This is a genomic window from Archangium violaceum, assembly GCF_016887565.1.
GTDB lineage: Bacteria > Myxococcota > Myxococcia > Myxococcales > Myxococcaceae > Archangium > Archangium violaceum_B.
On sequence record NZ_CP069396.1, the window covers coordinates 5,270,935 to 5,286,760 of the forward strand.

The 15,826-nt window shown below is 66.4% G+C and carries 15 protein-coding genes; 2 read left to right on the top strand and 13 right to left on the bottom strand.

Annotation, left to right across the window (positions count from 1 at the left end; all coding sequences use genetic code 11):
- Window positions 1-61 precede the first annotated feature (61 nt).
- Complete coding sequence (locus tag JRI60_RS21555; RefSeq protein ID WP_204227717.1) at window positions 62-967, top strand: LysR family transcriptional regulator; 906 nt, start codon at window positions 62-64, stop codon at window positions 965-967.
- A 517-nt stretch (window positions 968-1,484) separates the two neighbouring features.
- Here JRI60_RS21555 and JRI60_RS21560 read toward each other — a convergent pair.
- The 9 genes from JRI60_RS21560 to JRI60_RS21600 form a co-directional block, all read right to left on the bottom strand.
- On the bottom strand, window positions 1,485-2,102 hold the full coding sequence (locus JRI60_RS21560; protein WP_239470648.1) for a DUF4238 domain-containing protein: 618 nt from the start codon (window positions 2,100-2,102) through the stop codon (window positions 1,485-1,487).
- A 996-nt stretch (window positions 2,103-3,098) separates the two neighbouring features.
- On the bottom strand, window positions 3,099-3,257 hold the full coding sequence (locus JRI60_RS21565) for a hypothetical protein (RefSeq protein ID WP_204227719.1): 159 nt from the start codon (window positions 3,255-3,257) through the stop codon (window positions 3,099-3,101).
- A gap of 83 nt (window positions 3,258-3,340) precedes the next feature.
- Window positions 3,341-3,676 carry a hypothetical protein gene (locus JRI60_RS21570; RefSeq protein WP_204229511.1) on the bottom strand — a complete coding sequence of 112 codons (336 nt, stop codon included), beginning with the start codon at window positions 3,674-3,676 and terminating at the stop codon, window positions 3,341-3,343.
- A gap of 62 nt (window positions 3,677-3,738) precedes the next feature.
- Window positions 3,739-4,371: an ankyrin repeat domain-containing protein gene (locus tag JRI60_RS21575; protein ID WP_204227720.1), complete on the bottom strand. Its 633-nt coding sequence runs from the start codon at window positions 4,369-4,371 to the stop codon at window positions 3,739-3,741.
- A 3-nt stretch (window positions 4,372-4,374) separates the two neighbouring features.
- A complete protein-coding gene (locus JRI60_RS21580; RefSeq protein ID WP_204227721.1) occupies window positions 4,375-5,259 on the bottom strand; it encodes a hypothetical protein in 885 nt (294 codons plus the stop codon).
- A gap of 633 nt (window positions 5,260-5,892) precedes the next feature.
- A protein-coding gene (locus tag JRI60_RS21585; RefSeq protein WP_430384330.1) for an IS5 family transposase occupies window positions 5,893-6,710 on the bottom strand; the annotation gives its coding sequence in 2 pieces (ribosomal slippage) (window positions 5,893-6,368 and window positions 6,368-6,710; 819 coding nt in all).
- Window positions 6,711-6,996: 286 nt separating this feature from the next.
- Window positions 6,997-7,551, bottom strand: a complete 555-nt coding sequence (locus JRI60_RS21590) for a hypothetical protein (protein ID WP_204227722.1) — start codon at window positions 7,549-7,551, stop codon at window positions 6,997-6,999.
- Between the two features lie 239 nt (window positions 7,552-7,790).
- The gene (locus JRI60_RS21595; RefSeq protein ID WP_204227723.1) at window positions 7,791-8,375 is read right to left on the bottom strand and encodes a superoxide dismutase; all 585 of its coding nucleotides are present in this window, start codon (window positions 8,373-8,375) and stop codon (window positions 7,791-7,793) included.
- A 283-nt stretch (window positions 8,376-8,658) separates the two neighbouring features.
- Window positions 8,659-9,612 (bottom strand): hypothetical protein, encoded by a 954-nt coding sequence (locus JRI60_RS21600; protein WP_204227724.1) that lies wholly within the window; start codon window positions 9,610-9,612, stop codon window positions 8,659-8,661.
- Between the two features lie 204 nt (window positions 9,613-9,816).
- Between JRI60_RS21600 and JRI60_RS21605 the strand changes: the two genes are divergently transcribed.
- On the top strand, window positions 9,817-10,905 hold the full coding sequence (locus tag JRI60_RS21605) for a helix-turn-helix transcriptional regulator (protein ID WP_204227725.1): 1,089 nt from the start codon (window positions 9,817-9,819) through the stop codon (window positions 10,903-10,905).
- 11 nt (window positions 10,906-10,916) lie between these two features.
- Here the strand turns inward: JRI60_RS21605 and JRI60_RS21610 are convergent, their stop codons facing one another.
- The 4 genes from JRI60_RS21610 to JRI60_RS21625 all read right to left on the bottom strand — a co-directional run bounded on the left by JRI60_RS21610 (window position 10,917) and on the right by JRI60_RS21625 (window position 15,777).
- The gene (locus JRI60_RS21610; protein ID WP_204227726.1) at window positions 10,917-11,447 is read right to left on the bottom strand and encodes a hypothetical protein; all 531 of its coding nucleotides are present in this window, start codon (window positions 11,445-11,447) and stop codon (window positions 10,917-10,919) included.
- A gap of 182 nt (window positions 11,448-11,629) precedes the next feature.
- Entirely contained in the window at window positions 11,630-12,328 is a 699-nt protein-coding gene (locus JRI60_RS21615) for a hypothetical protein (RefSeq protein WP_204227727.1), read from the bottom strand.
- A complete protein-coding gene (locus JRI60_RS21620; protein WP_204227728.1) occupies window positions 12,325-14,406 on the bottom strand; it encodes a serine/threonine protein kinase in 2,082 nt (693 codons plus the stop codon). The genes JRI60_RS21615 and JRI60_RS21620 overlap by 4 nt, the downstream gene beginning before the upstream one ends.
- Window positions 14,407-14,457: 51 nt before the next feature.
- Window positions 14,458-15,777 carry a trypsin-like peptidase domain-containing protein gene (locus tag JRI60_RS21625; RefSeq protein WP_204227729.1) on the bottom strand — a complete coding sequence of 440 codons (1,320 nt, stop codon included), beginning with the start codon at window positions 15,775-15,777 and terminating at the stop codon, window positions 14,458-14,460.
- Between the last annotated feature and the right edge of the window lie 49 nt (window positions 15,778-15,826).

Consider the following 15,826-nt stretch of genomic DNA (forward strand, 5'->3'; position numbering starts at 1 on the left):
GTCCATTGACGAACGGCGTTCCCCTCTCCGGCGACGCGGGAGCTACAGTGGAAAGCCATCAATGAAACGCGCCCATCTGGATGAGATCTTCGCCTTCATGTCCGTCGTGGACGCGGGCAGCTTCGTGGGCGGCGGCCAGGCCCTCGGCCTGACGCGCTCGGCGGCTGGCAAGGCGTTGGCCCGGCTGGAATCCCGCCTCGGGGTGCGCCTGCTCAATCGCACGACGCGCCACCTGAGTCTCACCGACGATGGCCGTGTCTTCCATGAGCATTGCCTGCAAGTCCTGGCGGCCCTGGACGAAGCGGAAGCCAGCGTCGGTCAGCGCACGGGCACTCCCCGGGGGGTTTTGCGGCTCACCCTGCCCGACGCATTCGGCAGACTGCATGTCCTTCCCTTGCTGCGGGACTATCTGCGGACCTGGCCCGAGGTGCAGGCGGAGGTGAGCTTCACCGATCGCGTCGCGGATATCATCGAGGAAGGTTACGACCTGGCCGTGCGCATCAATGCGTCCAGCACCGATACGCGCCTGGTTTCCCGGCTCGTGGCTCAACACCGGGCGGTCGTCTGCGCCGCGCCCTCCTACCTCGAGGCGCGTGGCAAACCCGAGACGCTGGAGGAGCTCGCGGCGCATGATTGTCTGATATTCAGTAGCCGGACGCGACGACAGGGTTGGCGTCTGCGCCAGAAGGGCGGCTCCTGGGTGAAGGTGGAGGGGCGAAGCCGCCTTCGTCTCGACAGTGGCGAGGCGATCCGGGACGCGGCTGTCGCGGGGCTGGGCATCGCCGCTCTTCCCGGCTTTCTGGTCGACGAAGACCTGGCGGGTGGGCGGCTCGAGGCGCTGCTGCCGTCTTTCGAGACGGAGGACGTCCGGATCATGGCGATCTATCCGAGCAAACGTCACCTGCCGGCGAAGGTGCGGCGCTTCATCGACCTGATGGTCGAGCAATGGAGCGCGAAGTCGCTCTGATGCCACTTGTCGCCCGACACGTCACGCCCCCCAATCCTTTGAGATTGCAGAGCTTCTGAAGGTGGAGGCGGCGGGAATCGAACCCGCGCCGGGCGGTGCGAAACTCCCAGCAGAATCGCGCCCTTACCTCGTAACCGCCCGGAATGATTGGGAGTCGTCATCCCGCCGCGTCCCCTCCTTTCTCGCCCCATTTCAGCCCATTCCGCAGGCTCCTGCGACATACGTGCAACACAGCAGATCCTCACCAGAGCCGGTCGGCCTCCTCCTGCGCAATACGGGATGTGCAGGGGCAGGGCTGACGCTCGACCGTTGCGCAGCGCAACGTCCCAGCGCGGTGCCGCCCAGACGGTGAGGGTGAGGAAGAACAAAGGACGAAACCGGGCAAGAGGGCGTGCGGCGAGGAGGAGTGGCGGCCCCGGTGGAGCCTCACCATGGAGGCCGAGTACTTCTTCGGGCCCTGATGCCATAGTGTCGTGGATTGTTTTGTGTCTCTCTGCAATCGCGACAATTCAACGCACTATGCGCTATCCGGCTCAAGATCTGCCCTCCTAGCAGCATACACCTGCTCTAACGCTATCGAAGCAATGATGCCGTTGTACTTCCTGACGTCGTCCGCAGAAATGGTTTTTCGTCCACGACCCGCGCACTGCCCGCTAAAATCCAAGATCAAAGCAAGAGAAGGAGTGAGAGGATAGTAGATCTCCAGCTCTGTTGGTGGCTCATCATTCACCTCCACAGCGCGCAGGTTGACAAGCGGGTGATCTCCGGCGATGAATCTCGCGTCCGACGGTGCATCTATTAGTGTGATTTGACTCAGCGTGCGCCGGAAAAAAATGCCAGCGCCCATTGTCGTCGAATATACAGCCCGAAGTGGGCCCATTATCGCATCGACATTGCACTTCAATTGCGGAAATTCCAGAAGGGCCCTGGTCATGCGGCCAATCATAAGCGGCGTCCGCAGGTGCTGCATTGCGATGAAACGGGCAAAAGATACGAAATTATCGTCGTCATTCAGGACGGCCAAGTTGCCCCGTCGCAACTCGTCGACGATCTCGACAACGTCGCCTTCTATCTCTGAATGAATCCCTTCCTCTAGAGTGTTAATCTGCACCTCCAATTCTTGCTCAATCTCCAAATCGCGCCGACCCCTTGCCTCATAGATTCTCTTGAGGTGAAAGATAGAGGTGAAGCTAGGAAGCCAACCGGCAGCCAAATGCCGGAGCTCAGGGTCTGTTATCCTGCTAGTCAAAAGCCTAATGGCGCTAATGTCATCCTCGCTCTCTCAGTCGATAGAAGTCTCGAGCATTGGCAACATTCTTAGCGCTCGTGGCAAACACTTTGCCATCGCGACGACACCAAAGTTTCCCATCCACCTCCCACGCCGACAGGTAACTCCTCCATACGTAATGCTGCCGCCTAGTGTTGTTTGTCATGAATCCCCGACCTTGTCTCTTGTCAACGTGACATGTAGTCTGATGCTCCACCATGGAGCGACTCACTGCTTAGAACTCTGCGGCATCGCGCTCGATCGCCGCGTGCTCCGCCTTGGTAAGTACATAGCACATCCGTGCTCTGTCAGCCCCGTTTAGCCTCCCCTGCGACTCCTGAGTCGCTCTCTTCGGCTTGCCGAAAGCTGTGCCGCCAGCAACTGTCGTAGTCTGCGCCCATATATCCCCTCCCGCTCTCAGACCGAGCGCATTACGTTGCGGCCCTCGGTGCTCAGGGAGCTCGTCCGCGCGCCGACTGTTCCGCGCACATTTCAGGCTGGCCGCTCCTTCTTCCCAGGCATGGTTGCCCGCCGCAACAGGCGCACCAAAGCTCAACCTCGCGGACACCGCCTTCCTTGACGGGCCCTTCTTCAAGGGCGAGGAAGAACAAAGGACGAAACCGGGCAAGAGGGCGTGCGGCGAGGCGGCGCCAGCGTCGAGCGGCAGACGCGTGCGCGCTGCTCCGACAAGGGCGGTGGACAGTCGCAGGTAAGCGGGGGCGCTGCGTCGGCACAGGCGCCCGGTGTCGCAACCGCAAGGCAGGAGGCAGGCCGCCCGGGGGGCCCGTGACGTCCACCGCGCGGCACGCCGGGGAGGCGCCGGCCCACGCCGCTCCAGGCGCGAGAGCCGCTCGCGTGCGGACTCTACGGACGTGCCAGCACCTGGCGCCGCCCTCCGCACGGGCAGCGCCACACGTCCTCGCCAAAGGTGCGCCGCTGCAAGCCGGCCCCGTCCAGCCTCGACCGCTTCAGGGGCGCGTCCGTGACGGCCGCCTCGGTGACGAAAGCGCCGACGAGCCTCAAACCGGCGGGGGGACCACCGAGCGAGTCACCCGTCGGCTCTCTCGGGACGAGCCCAATAGCACACCCGGACGAGCGCTCTACGACTAGAGACTCCCGAAAATGCGCTCGAAGGTCGAGGGAGAGGCCTCTTCCTTCAACCTCTTGACAAGCACGACGCTGATCCGGCGAAGGACGGCGCTCCGACCCCGAGACCCGCCTTGTGTCGCGGACGCGTCGTCCCCCATGGCGGCGTGCGTCGCGCCTGCCGCCTTCCACACGTCGCGGAGCATCGCCTCGTGGTCGGTCTCCTTCCTCAGTCGCTCGCGGAGAGCCTCGACCTCTTCCAGCGTTGCAGCGGCCGCGACGAGAAGCTCCTTGTCAAGGGATGAGCGCCCGCCGATCTTCGGGAAGCGCTCGGAGTCCCGTTTGAACGTGTCCAAGTGCGCGGGGTTGTCCAAGTCGAGCGGCGCCCTCCGTGAACCGGAGGCGCGCGCCCTCCACTCTACAAGGGGATGCGGTCCTTCGCTCCTCCGAGCAATTCGAACGCGGCGTCCCATGTTTGGGAATCGGATTCAGCGCGCGGCGGCAGGCGGTAGTGCGCGGGCCGACCGTCCTCGTCCGGAGCCCTCGGATCAGCGCCCGCGTGGAGAAGCAGCTTGATCATGGGGAGGTCCAGCCGATTGGCAGCGTGCCCGAGCGCGGTGTATCCGGTCAGCCCGCCCCAGTCATTGATCGTCCGGGTGGCTCCCGCGCCCAGGAGAAGCGAGGCCATGTCCAGATTGCCCACCTCCGCCGACGTCCGCAGTGGCGTGATTCCGTCGCGGCTGCACACATTGGGATCGGCTCCCGCCTTCAAGAGCGCTTCGACTGCCGCCAGCTCGTCTTCGCAGGCCGCTACCAGCAAGGGGGTCCTGTCCCGCTCGACGTCCCATGCGTTGACGTCCGCACCGTGTTCGAGGAGAGCTAGGAGCACGTCGAGTTCGCCTCCATCGGCGAGCTCGTAGATGGCCACCTGCAGCGGACGCAATCCCGGCCGCTCTGGCCGCGGCTCGTTCGGATCGGCCCCCCCGGCTAGCAGTTCCTTGACCCGGGCCGTATCGTGCTGCTCAATCGCCGCGAAGAGTTCTTTCGACATGGCTCATAGCTCCGACATCGGATGACCCGGGGCGCAATTCTTCGCTTCGAGAGCCTTGAGATCCGCAAGGCCCTCTTCGAGTTGGGTCATTGCTGTGTTGTGGCCCGGATCGGGCTTCCCGCCAAAGCATTTTTTCTGAATCTCCCACCGCTTCTCCAAGACTTTCTTCGTGGCTTCAAGGCGCAGCCGGACCCTGGAGCACGGCACCTTGTCCAGCTTCTTTTCGTTCTTCGTGTTGGGGACCTTCGGATCGTAGCGGGGAATTTCCTTGGTGAGCTGATCCTTCTCCGCTTCAAGCTTGTCGAGCAGGCTGTTCTTGCAGGTCTGATTCGGGTAACGCGGAACCCGCTCGTACTCCTCCTCGGAGGAATAGTTCTTGCCCGTCGCCGGATTGATCCTGGTCCGCCAATCAGTGGGAGTCGCGACCGCCGCAACCAGGTCCGAATCAGGATCCGGCACGGCCTCCTCTGATTCCTGATGCGCAAGTTCCTCCACGAGCCGCCGCGACTCCTCCGCGACGTCCCGCAGCCGTGCCTCGTACTCCCATTGAGCGTCGACCCACGCCGGACGGCGGTCGATCTCCGCTGGTGCGGTACTGGAGGGATAGAGCAGAAGGAGGACTGCGAGCAACGGACCCACCCGGGGGAGCGCTTCGGCCAACGTCTTGACGCGTCCAGCCCGCGCGAATCCCTCCGCTCCCCTCGACACCTCGGCGGCTCGCCCAGTCGCCTTCGCGGCCCTGGAGAATCGCTCGAAGGCCCGTTCCGTTGCGGTGAGCTTGCGATTCAATGCTTCCCATTGACGCGACTCCAGGTCATTGCGCGCACGAGACAACAGAACCCTGGCCTGCTCCAGGTCCGCCTTTCCAATCCGCGACGGTGGCTGCACCGGGGGGTCTATCGGCGCGGAGACGAGCCGGAGGCTTGGGCCCGAGGAAGGAGTCAGGACGAAGGCATGGGGCCGTGGCATCGACGACGGGGCGGGCGCGCCCGCACAGGCGGAGACCCAGAGCAGAACTACGATGCACGCTCGGAAAGGCATGGAGACGTCCTCCGATACAGTCAGGACCCATCAAGTCCTGGCGGAACGGATCGGAGTATGCGGGCAACCTCTGACGGTGCGGAGGATGCCGGAGCAAGGCGGGCGCGGCCCAAAATCGTGAAGAAGCGGGACATCTCGGGATGGGAGCACGGGCGGTGCGGCGACGGAGCAGACGGAGACGATTGGACGGCATCAGTGCGCTACGGGCCACCACGGTGGGCACCTCGGGCTCGCTTCAGGACCGTGGGGAGAGTCGGTGGCCTTGGCGGTGGTGCCCCCGATTTCACGTGCTTTGTGAGAGGTGGGTGACAACTGGTGGCCAACTGGTGGTGCTCGCGGAGTGGTGGCCCACGACAGCGGCAATCGCTGTCAGGGGGAGTCCCCCTGACTTGGGCCTCACCTCCTGGCCGCATTCCGAAGCCCACGTCACTAAGAGCTCGTTTCAAAAATGGACCTGAGAGGTCAGGTAACATGCCCTGCCTATTCAGGGCCATTTCGTAAATGGCGCTCAAGCACGCGATAGAGAAGGAGGCAGTGGCCAAGGCGAAGGAGTGCCAGGTGCATCTGTGGGTTCCGCTCTTCGCGAATCCGCAGGCGTTTCATCTGGTGGAACCAGTCCAGGGAGCGCTCCACCACCCAGCGATGGCGTCCCAAACGCTCCTTCGACTCCACGCCTCGGCGGGCGATGCGGGGAACGATGTGGCGCTTCCGTAATCCCCGGCGGGTATCGGCATAATCGTACCCCTTGTCGCCGTGCCCTTTCGCCGGACGCCTGCGTGGCCTGCCTCGTGGCCCCTTGATGGGGAGGATGGCGTCGAGGAGCGGCAGCGCCTCGCGCTTGTCGTGCACGTTGGCGGCCGACAGCAAGGTGGCCAGCGGCAGGCCCCGGCGGTCTACGACCAGGTGGTGCTTGCTGCCCGCCTTTCCTCTGTCCGTTGGATTCGGGCCTGTTTGGGCCCCCCTTTTATCGCCCGTAGGCTGCTGGAGTCGAACGAGGCCCGGCTCCAGTCAATGAGCCCCTTGTGCCCCAACTCGTTCAGCAACACCCGCTGGAGCTTCTCGAAGACTCCTGCTCGGCTCCACTTTCGCAGCCTCCTCCAGCACGTCGCCCCGCTGCACCCGAACACCTCGGCTGGCAGGTCTCTCCAGGCGATGCCCGTCCTGAGCACGAAGATAATGCCCCGCAGGCACGCCCTATCGTCGCGCAATGGACGACCTCTTCTCCCTTTGCGGCGATGTCGTGGCAGCAGCGGCTCCACCCTCGCCCACAGCTCGTCCGGGACCAGTTCGCGCCTCATGCTTGCGAGGATGAGCACCAGGTACGTAGAGGGAAGTCTGGATACCTCTGCGGTTCATTTATGAAACAATCCCGGGGAGGCAGGTCAGATGACCTAGGCTCCCTGGTCCATTTTTGAAACGAGCTCTAAGTTCGAGTTTCGCACTTTTTCGGGACCAACGCCGACGCCCCACAGAGGGCGTTCGTTGTTCTCGAGGGGAAAGGCGGGGGTTTTTCGCGCTCCCATGGACCACGATGGTTCGCAGAAAAATCCTTCAACAGCTTCTATTGGTGGGCGGCGATGCCCTCTACGGGCTGCGGACGGCACCGCTCGCTCTACTCATGAAATCGTCCAGAAAGTGCGAAACTCGAACTAAGCTGTGCCGGTACTCCCCGAAGCGCACCGGCTCTATCCCCAGTTCCTTGCAGGCGCGGCCCACCACCCTGCGGATATGGCTATCCACAGGCGCAGCTCCCCGCGCTTGCAACCGCTGCACCGCTGCCAACGTCTGCCGGTCGATGCTCTGGCGATGCACGTTCCCGCTCTTGTGGATGAACGTCACCGTCGCCGCGATCTCGCCGGGCTCCTCCAACACCACCACCTTGCCTTCCCCTCGGGCCAGCCGCTCAATCTCCGTGCCGTGCATGCCTGTCTTCGCGTGAATGCACAGCACGTCCCGCACGCACTGAACCTCCGTTGTGCGCCGCGTCGCCTCTTGATTGAAATTGGTGCCCGCGCTGTGCATCGACTCCAGGAACCGGCCCACGGTCTCCGCCGTGAGGTAGACTGCGGCCTCCTGTTTGAGCTGCCGCGCTTCCTGGCGCGTCCGGTAGCCCTCCGGGTCGCGCAGGAACAGCGCCAACTCGGCTTACGCCTCCGTCTCGCTGTGCGCGTCCAGGTGGACCGTATATGCCCGTCCCTGGACCATCTTGCCTGCTATTGCCCACGTCGGGACCCCTCCGTTTTGTCCTTCTTTGGTCCCAGGGAGCCCGATTTGGTCCCCAAACGCAAACCGCGCCCCTTCGACAGGAGAGGGCGCGGCTCGCGGTGGCAGGCAACTTCCTGTGGAGGCGGCGGGGAACCCGCCGCCCGTGCTTCGACTCAGCGCCCCGTGAGGTTCTGGAGGACGAAGTCCCAGTTCACGAGCTTCTCGAGGAACGTGTCGATGTACTTCGGACGCGCGTTGCGGAAGTCCACGTAGTACGCATGCTCCCACACGTCGATGGTCAGCAGGGCCTTCTGGCCGTGCTTGAGCGGCAGATCCGCGTTGCCCGTCTTGGTCACCGAGAGCTTGCCCTTCTCGAGCACGAGCCAGGCCCACCCCGAGCCGAACTGCGTCGCGGCGGCGTTCGCGAACTCCTCGCGGAAGCGCTCGAACGAGCCGAAGTCGCGCGTGATGGCATCCGCGAGCTCACCGGTCGGGCGACCGCCTCCGTTCGGCTTCATGCAATGCCAGTAGAACGTGTGGTTCCACACCTGGGCGGCGTTGTTGAAGACACCCCCCTCGCTGCCGAGGATGACCTGCTCGAGCGACTGGCTCGCCTCAGGCTTGCCGTCGAGCAGCTTGTTCAGGTTCGTCACGTACGCGGCGTGGTGCTTGCCGTGGTGGTACTCGAGCGTCTCCGCGCTGATGTGAGGGGCGAGCGCATCCTTCTTGTAGGGCAGGTCGGGCAGCGTGAACGGCACGGGATACGTCCTTTCGTCCTGGGTTCTCCGAGTGATGCCTCCGCTCTACCGGTGCACGGTCCATGCGTCAGCGACTTGGACAATGGGTTGGCGGATTTCCAATGGGTTGGCGCGGGTGCTTCAAGGATGCGTCTCGAACACCTCGGCCGCGTACCTTCCCTTCAGGCGGAGCGCGGCTCTCGCTCCAACTGCCTGTCCCAGGCAGTCAGCTGCACGGCCACCGTGTATGTGTAGGCGCTGGAGAGCGACTCGAACCTTCCGATACAGTGCCTCTTTGTCCGAGCTATGTGTCGCTGTCGCCGCCGGGTGGCTGTGGCGGCTCGGGTTCCTTGCGGAACATCTGGGCGAGGAGCCGCTCCGCCGCGTCCGCGAGCACGTCCCGCTCCAGCCGTATCTCATCGCCGAAGAAGCGCTCGCCCACGCTGGCATCGAGCGCGTGGGTGGCGAGCAGCTCGAAGGCCGCCGCTTCGTCGAAGGCCGTCTCGGCCGCCAGGACGCGCTTGCCCGGTTGGAGATCCTCCTGATCGAAGCGGCCCTCCCACGTCTCCCCCAGGGTGACGGAGAAGTATTGCAGAGCCACGTTCCCGGGCCGGGACATGTGCGAGGCCGCGACTACTGCGCGCAACCGGATGCGCTCCTCCGGAGTCATCTGCTTCTTCCAGGCTTCGACCGTGGCATGCATGGTCTCGAGCTGGTCGCGCGCCGCGTCCTCCGAGTTGCGCATGAGGTCTTCCACCTGTGCGCGGGTGAAGGCGGAGAGGGCCTCGGATGCGACGCGGTTGTCGGCGAGCACCTGTTCAACGAGCGCGAGCGAGGCGTCGAGGATCCGGTGCTGGCGTGCGAGCGACTCCGGGGTGAAGCCACGCTGGTCGATGCCGGCCGCCGCCGTGGTGATGAGCTGCCGGAGCTCGGTGAGCCGGCCCCGCGTGGCCTCGTCGAACGTGCCGCGTACTCCCGACAGGAGCACATGGAGGGCGAGGGGAAGGTGGTTGATGGCCTTGAGCTCGTGGTAGCGCCGGGTCCGCGCGGGGCCCTCGAAGCGCTGGCCACCGCGTCGGAGGATGAGCAGGTCGTCGATCTGCGCGATGACCGGGCCCATGCTGGCGAGGACGGCCTCACGGCGCGCGGCGTAGGCGCCACGGAAGGCTTCGTTGAGGGCCTGGAGTGGATCGGAAGGCTCCAGCGCGACGCCGCGTCCAGCGGACGGTGGGGCAGGGGTGGTGGGGCACTCGGCCATGTCTGGACCCTAACGCGGAGGACGTGGCCTCGGGCGGGCACATTTCAAAGGACTATGCGCCCCCCGCTCCCCAGAGCGGCTTTCGCGCGCACGGATGGTGGATTGTAGACGCTCGCCTTTCTGGAAGTGGGGCAGGGGATTGAGGCCGCCCCAAGAGGTTGGGGAAGAATGCTCCAGTCCTCTTGGGCAATGGAGACAGCGCGCATGGATCTGGCGAACATGAAACCACATGAGCGATCGCTCACGTGCAAGCTGCTGGAAGCATTCATCTATGCTCGGAGCCTGCCGGAGGTAGCCTCTTTCACCGAGGAGTTCCTGTCCAGGCTGGTCTCAGCGGACTACATGGCGCTGTGTGTGTCCAGAGCGGGCCAGCCCAGCCAGTACGACTGGTGGGTGGCGAAGATGCCCGCCGAGTTCTTCGCGGTCTCGCCCGAGTTCGAGAGGCGTGATTTCGTTCGCACGGCGGTCTCGCGGCGGCCCGGCGAGGTTCTGCTCGATTCGGACATGATTTCGCGCCAGGAATTGGAGCGCAGTGCCATGTACCGGCGCAGTCACGACATGGGCATGCCCCTGAAACAGGTCATGTCGGTGCTCATGCCCGATGAGGGGCAGACGGGATACAGCGGCTTCTCGGCGTATCGTGCCCGGTACCGGCCCTTCACCGAACGGGAGCGGCGTATCCTCCAGCAGGTCGCGCCCTTGTTGGCGCGCACCATCCAGAAATGCCGGCTGTTCGCGCAGTGGGAACTCGATGGTCGCCTCCTGGAGTCATTGTCCCAGGACGAGAACGCGGCACTCCTGGTGGTGGCGCCCTCCTCACATGAAGTCATCAAGAGAACGGAGCAGGCTTCCACGTTGCTAGCGAAGTGGTTCTCTCGGGACGAGTGTGGCCCCTCGGGCCTTCCCCGTGAGTGGGCGGAGCGACTGTCCGTGCTGGCGGTGAAGAAGGACGACGCAACGGGCGAGCTGGGGACGTGGTGGCGCCACCATGATCAGGAAGGCGAGAGCCTGCGTGTCACCTTCCGCGAGTGGAGTGGTCAGGAGGGTACTCGATGGACCCTGACACTCAAGGAGGTCGCGCACTCGATTCCCCTGCCCGCGGTCTGGCGTTCACGGCTCACCGAGCGGCAAGCCGAGGTCGTGAGCTATGTGCTTCACTTCTGGGACCAGAGGACCATCGCCGAGGAGCTGGGCTGCACCGTGGGGACCTTGAAGAAGCACATGCAGGATATTTTCGATGAAATGGGTGTCTGCAGTCAGAAGGCACTCATTTCCCTCGCACTCCGCTCCTGAGCGAGGAGGGGTTACCTGGAGGCGGAGGCGGACGAAGCGGGCATCTCCACGTGTTGCCACCGCTGGTTGCCATCGCGCCGGTAGAAATTGTCCACCTCGAAGGTACCCGCCCGCAGTCCTCCGTCTCGGATCTCCACCGGCCCCACGCACTGCACGGGTCTCCCGCTGAGCGCCTCCGCGAGGTAACCGTCGCGGCGCAGCACGAAGAGTGTCTTGAATTCCTGAACGCGGCGGCCCAGTTCGGCCCGTGAGGTGGCTTCCTGCTTGCGCGCCACCTCGAGCAGCAACACGTCCGCGACCAACCACGGCGAGTACTCCATGAGCCTGGGAGGGTTCAGGTCGAAGTGGAGCCGGAGTTGCCTGGCCTGGCTGGGAGACAGCTCGGATCCCATGGGCAGGAACTCCGTGGGCAACCCCGCCTTCAGCAGGAGGACGCCGAACTCGTCCAACTCCGCGAGCTTGTCACGGGTAGAGCCGAACGCCTGGGATGGGGGGGTGCTGCTGGCACAGCCCAGGGGGCCCGGCAGCACCAGCGAGCACATGAGAAGCAGGACCGAAAACCGACGGGTGGAAGAGGGGGATGGAGCATCGCTCTGCATGGTGGCACCTCCGAGGCATCTGTGATTCGTGCCAGTGTCCAGGCGGCAGGATGCCCCGTGGGGTCGGCGGCGTCTGTACACCTTAAGGAGGTGGTGCTGGGCGGGTCCCCTTTGATAGCGGCCGCTCAGAGGCGGAGGCCGGCGAAGAACTGCACGTTGAAGCCGCTCATGCTCCAGGTGGACTGGGTGTCGGAGAGGGTCACGTTGCCCGCCCGGACGGTGTAGTCGTACTGGCCGGAAGACAGCCGCAGGCGGCCCTCGGCCCCGAGGAAGAGGTTGTCCTGGATGAAGTACTTGCCGCCAATGCCCAGTCCCACCGAGGGGCTCACGTCGTGGCCCTTGTACTCGAAGGGCGTGCCGGCGCCGTCACCCGTCACGCTCGTGGTGGTGTAGGTGATGCCCGCAAGCACCAGCCCGTAGAGGTCCACCTTCTCGAGGCCCGACGACTTCTCCGGGACGAAGTGGTAGGTGGCCCGCGCGTGCGGCGCGTAGAACAGGTGGCTGAAGCTCCAGCCGGTGGCCAGGTTGAGCGCGACGCAGGGGGTGACGCAGGCGCCCACCTCGAGCTCGCCGCCCACCGCGAGCACTCCGGGGCCCAGCTTCAGCAGCCCCAGGTCCGCTCCCACGCCCAGGTTGACGAAGGCCAGGATGATGTCCGCGTTGAGCGTCGCGCGGATGTCGACGTCGCCAACGCCCTGCAGCCGGTTCGGACGGGCCTCGGTGACGGCTGGGGTCTCCACCGCCTGCATCTGGGGATCCTGGGCCCGCGCGGACGTCACCGACAGCAGCGTGGCCAGGCACAGCATTCCAATCAGGGTTTTCATGGGGTCTGATACTCCACGTCGAACGTGACCTTCTGCTTGGGTTCCAGCCGGAAGGACTTCTCCCAGCGCGCCTTGCCGGAGGTGACGACGAGCTGGTGCTCGCCCTCGAACAGCGAGAGCTTCGGGCCCACCTTGCGGCCGTCGAGGAAGATGCGCGAGCCCGCGGGAGCTCGCACCTGCACGGAGCCCTTGCCCAGGAGGAAGCGCTGGATCGTCGTGCCCTCGGGGCGCACGGTGATGGCGCGCGTCGTCCGCACGCCCTTGGCCGGGTTGCTCAGCTCCAGCGTGTACGCGCCGGGCGCGAGCGGCACCGCCATGGGCGTCCGGCCGAGCCGCTTGCCATCGAGCGACACGTCCACCGGCGGCAGCACGAAGAGTTGCAGCCGGGTGGTCACCGCCGTCTGCCCGGTGGAGGCCGCTTCGGGCGCGTCCTTGTCCCCGGAGGCGGGAGGCGGCGCGGGGACCGTCCCCGAGGCGGGCACCACGGCTCCCGTTGGCGCGGCGGGCGGCGGACCTCCCGCGGTCACGACGGACGAGGCCGTTGCCTGATCCGTATCGCCATCGCCCGTCGGCGCGGGTTGTGCGCTGGCCGGGGCCGCTCTGGCGGCTCCCGGTGGGGCCGCGAGCCCGCCTGCGTTCGCCGGGGCGGGGGAGGCGGGCGGCCTGGTGGCCACGGGCACCACACCCGGGTTCGCGGGCCGGGCGGCCTGCTGGCGCTCGTTCCACAGGAAGAAGCCACCCGCGGCGGCGGCGGTGGCGGCCAGTGCTCCCACCATCAACGGGACGCGCGAGCGCCGCTTCGGGCGCGGGGGCTCGTCGTCCTCCTGGACCTTCGCTCTCGGCTTCGGCTTCGGCTCCGGCTCATCGAGGGGGAGCGGGCGGATCGGCTCGCGGGTCGGCGGGGTGGGATCCTCGCGTGAGAGCGGACGGGCGATTCCGGGAAGGGAGTGCCGGCCGGTGAGCTCCATCACCGAGTCGATGGCATCCGCGTCCTCGTCCTCGAGGGCGATGTCCACCGGGATGTCGTCCGACTCCAGGGGCTCGGGGGACTCCACGGGGGGCACGCTGACGGAGATGGGGCGGGTCGCGGGGAACGCGGGCGGAGGAGGCGCGGGCTGGACGATCGGCAGCCCCGAGCCGGAGATCCGCCGGGCCGTTTCCGCCAGGCCGATCTCCAACATCTGGCGCCGGGTGGCGCGCGCGTCGCGGTCGGGCGGAAAGAGCTGGGAGAGGAACTCGGCGAAGGTCTCCGCGGAGGGGAGACCCTGGACGGCGGCCACCACGGCCTCGCGGAACTCGAGGGCGGTGGAGTAGCGATCGTTGGCGCGCTTGGCGGTGGCGGTGCGCACCACCTCGGCCAGGGGCCTGGGGATGTCCGAGGGCAGGGGCGGGAGCTGCCGGGAGATGGTGGCCTGATCGGCGTCCGGCGCGTCCTGGAAGGGCATGCGCCCCGTGAGGCACTCGTAGAGCAGCAGGCCCAGGAGGAACACGTCGGTGCGCGCGGTGACGGCCTCGCGGCCACCCATGAGCTGCTCGGGGGCGCTGTAGTTGCGGCGGTTGCGCACGCGGCGGCCGTTGCGCTCGCGGGGGGCGACGCTCAGGGCCCCATAACCCGTCACCTTGCACACGCCGTTGAAGGAGACCATCACCGTCTCCGGGCGCAGGTCTCCGTGCACGAGCGCGGTGCCGTCGTCATTGCCGGCCAGATGGGCGTAGTGGGCGCCCATGGCCACGTCCGAGGCGATGAGCGCGGCGAAGGCGGGAGGGATGCGCGGGCGCACCTCCAGCAGCCGGCGCAGCGACTCGCCATCGGCGAACTCGGTGACGCGGGCCAGGCCCGCCTCCAGGCTCACCAGTCCGTGGACGCGGAGGATGTTGGGATGATCGAGGACGGCGGCGCGCTGCGTCTCCCGCTGCAGCCCGGCCGTCAGATCAGGATCCCGGGCGACCTCGGGTGGAGCCCACACCAACACCACCGGACGGGGCGGGGCGCCCGTGTCGAGCGCCAGGCCCAGGAAGGCGCGGGAACCCTCGCCCGCCAGGAGCGGGCCGAGGGGCTGATAGCGAACCAGACTCATTGGAGCCCCATGCTAGAGGCCCCGGCCCGGGGATCGCTAGTTCCCCCCTACCTAGAAGGGCAGGGTGACGTGATATCCGTAACGTCCGCGTCGCACGAGCAGCAGCACGCTCCGGGAGCCCCGGGCGCTCAGCAGGGCCTCCTGGAAGGAAGCGGGCTCGGCGACCGGCTGGTTGTTGACGCGGGCGATCAGGTCTCCCGGCTCCAGCCCCACCTCGTCGGCCGCCGAGCCGGGGCGCACGGACTGGACGGACATGCCGCCGCGCACCGGCTTCACCCTCAGTCCCAGCCGGTTCCACGCCAGGGCCTCGATGAGCTGGGGCGGGAACTCCACGGGCGTCACCTGGAGGGTGCGCTGGCCGCCCTCGCGGAAGACGACGAGCGGGAAGGCGGCGCGGGCGGGGTAGCCACGGGCGCGGGTGACATAGTCCTCGGCGTCGGAAACGCGCGAGCCGCCCATCTCGGCCAGCACGTCGCCACGGCGGATGCCCGCCTGCTCGGCGGGGCTGCCCGGCTCCACGTCGCTGACGACGGCGCCGTAGGTGCGGTCCCACCCGAGCTGCCGGGCGAGCCTCGGAGACAGATCCTGCGCCTCGATGCCCACCCAGGCCGGGCGCACCTTCCCGAAGCGGGTGAGCTCGTCCATGATCCGCCGCACCTTGTCGGCGGGGATGGCGAAGCCGATGCCCTGGGCGCTGGCGAAGATGGCGGTGTTGATGCCGATGACGTCTCCGTCCACGTTGAGCAGCGGCCCGCCCGAGTTGCCCGGGTTGATGGCCGCGTCCGTCTGGATGAAGTCGTTGTAGGTGCGCCCGTCCGCCTTGAAGGTGCGGCCCGTGGCGCTCACCACGCCCGACGTCACCGTCTTGCTCAGGCCGAAGGGGCTGCCGATGGCGACGACCGTCTCGCCGATCATCAGATCCGAGCTGGTGCCCAGCTTCGCGGCGGGCAGCGGCTGCTTGGAGCTCACCTTGAGCACGGCCAGGTCGTTGTTGGCGTCGCTGCCGATGACCTCGGCCTCCAGCTCGCGCCCGTCGGCCAGCACCACGTGGATGGCCGAGGCGCCGCGGATGACGTGGTCATTGGTGACGATGGTGCCGTTGGGGTCCACGATGACGCCGCTGCCCAGGCCCTGCTGGCGCTGCGCCTGCGGGGGCGCGCCGAAGAACTCCTCCATCATCGAGCGGCGGCCGCGGAAGGGGGACTCCGCCTCCTGCTCGGTGCCGATGAAGACGACCGCCGGAGAGACCTTCTGGACCACCTCCACGACCTCATTGCGCCTCCGGGCGGCATCCGCCCGTGCGCTGGTGCCGCCAGTGAAAGCCAGCAACACCGCCAGTAGCAGCCCCCATCGGATCGCCTGGTTCTTCACGTCGAGTCCTCCCTCTGCGCGAGTGCAATGTCGGGTGAGAGACGCCCTG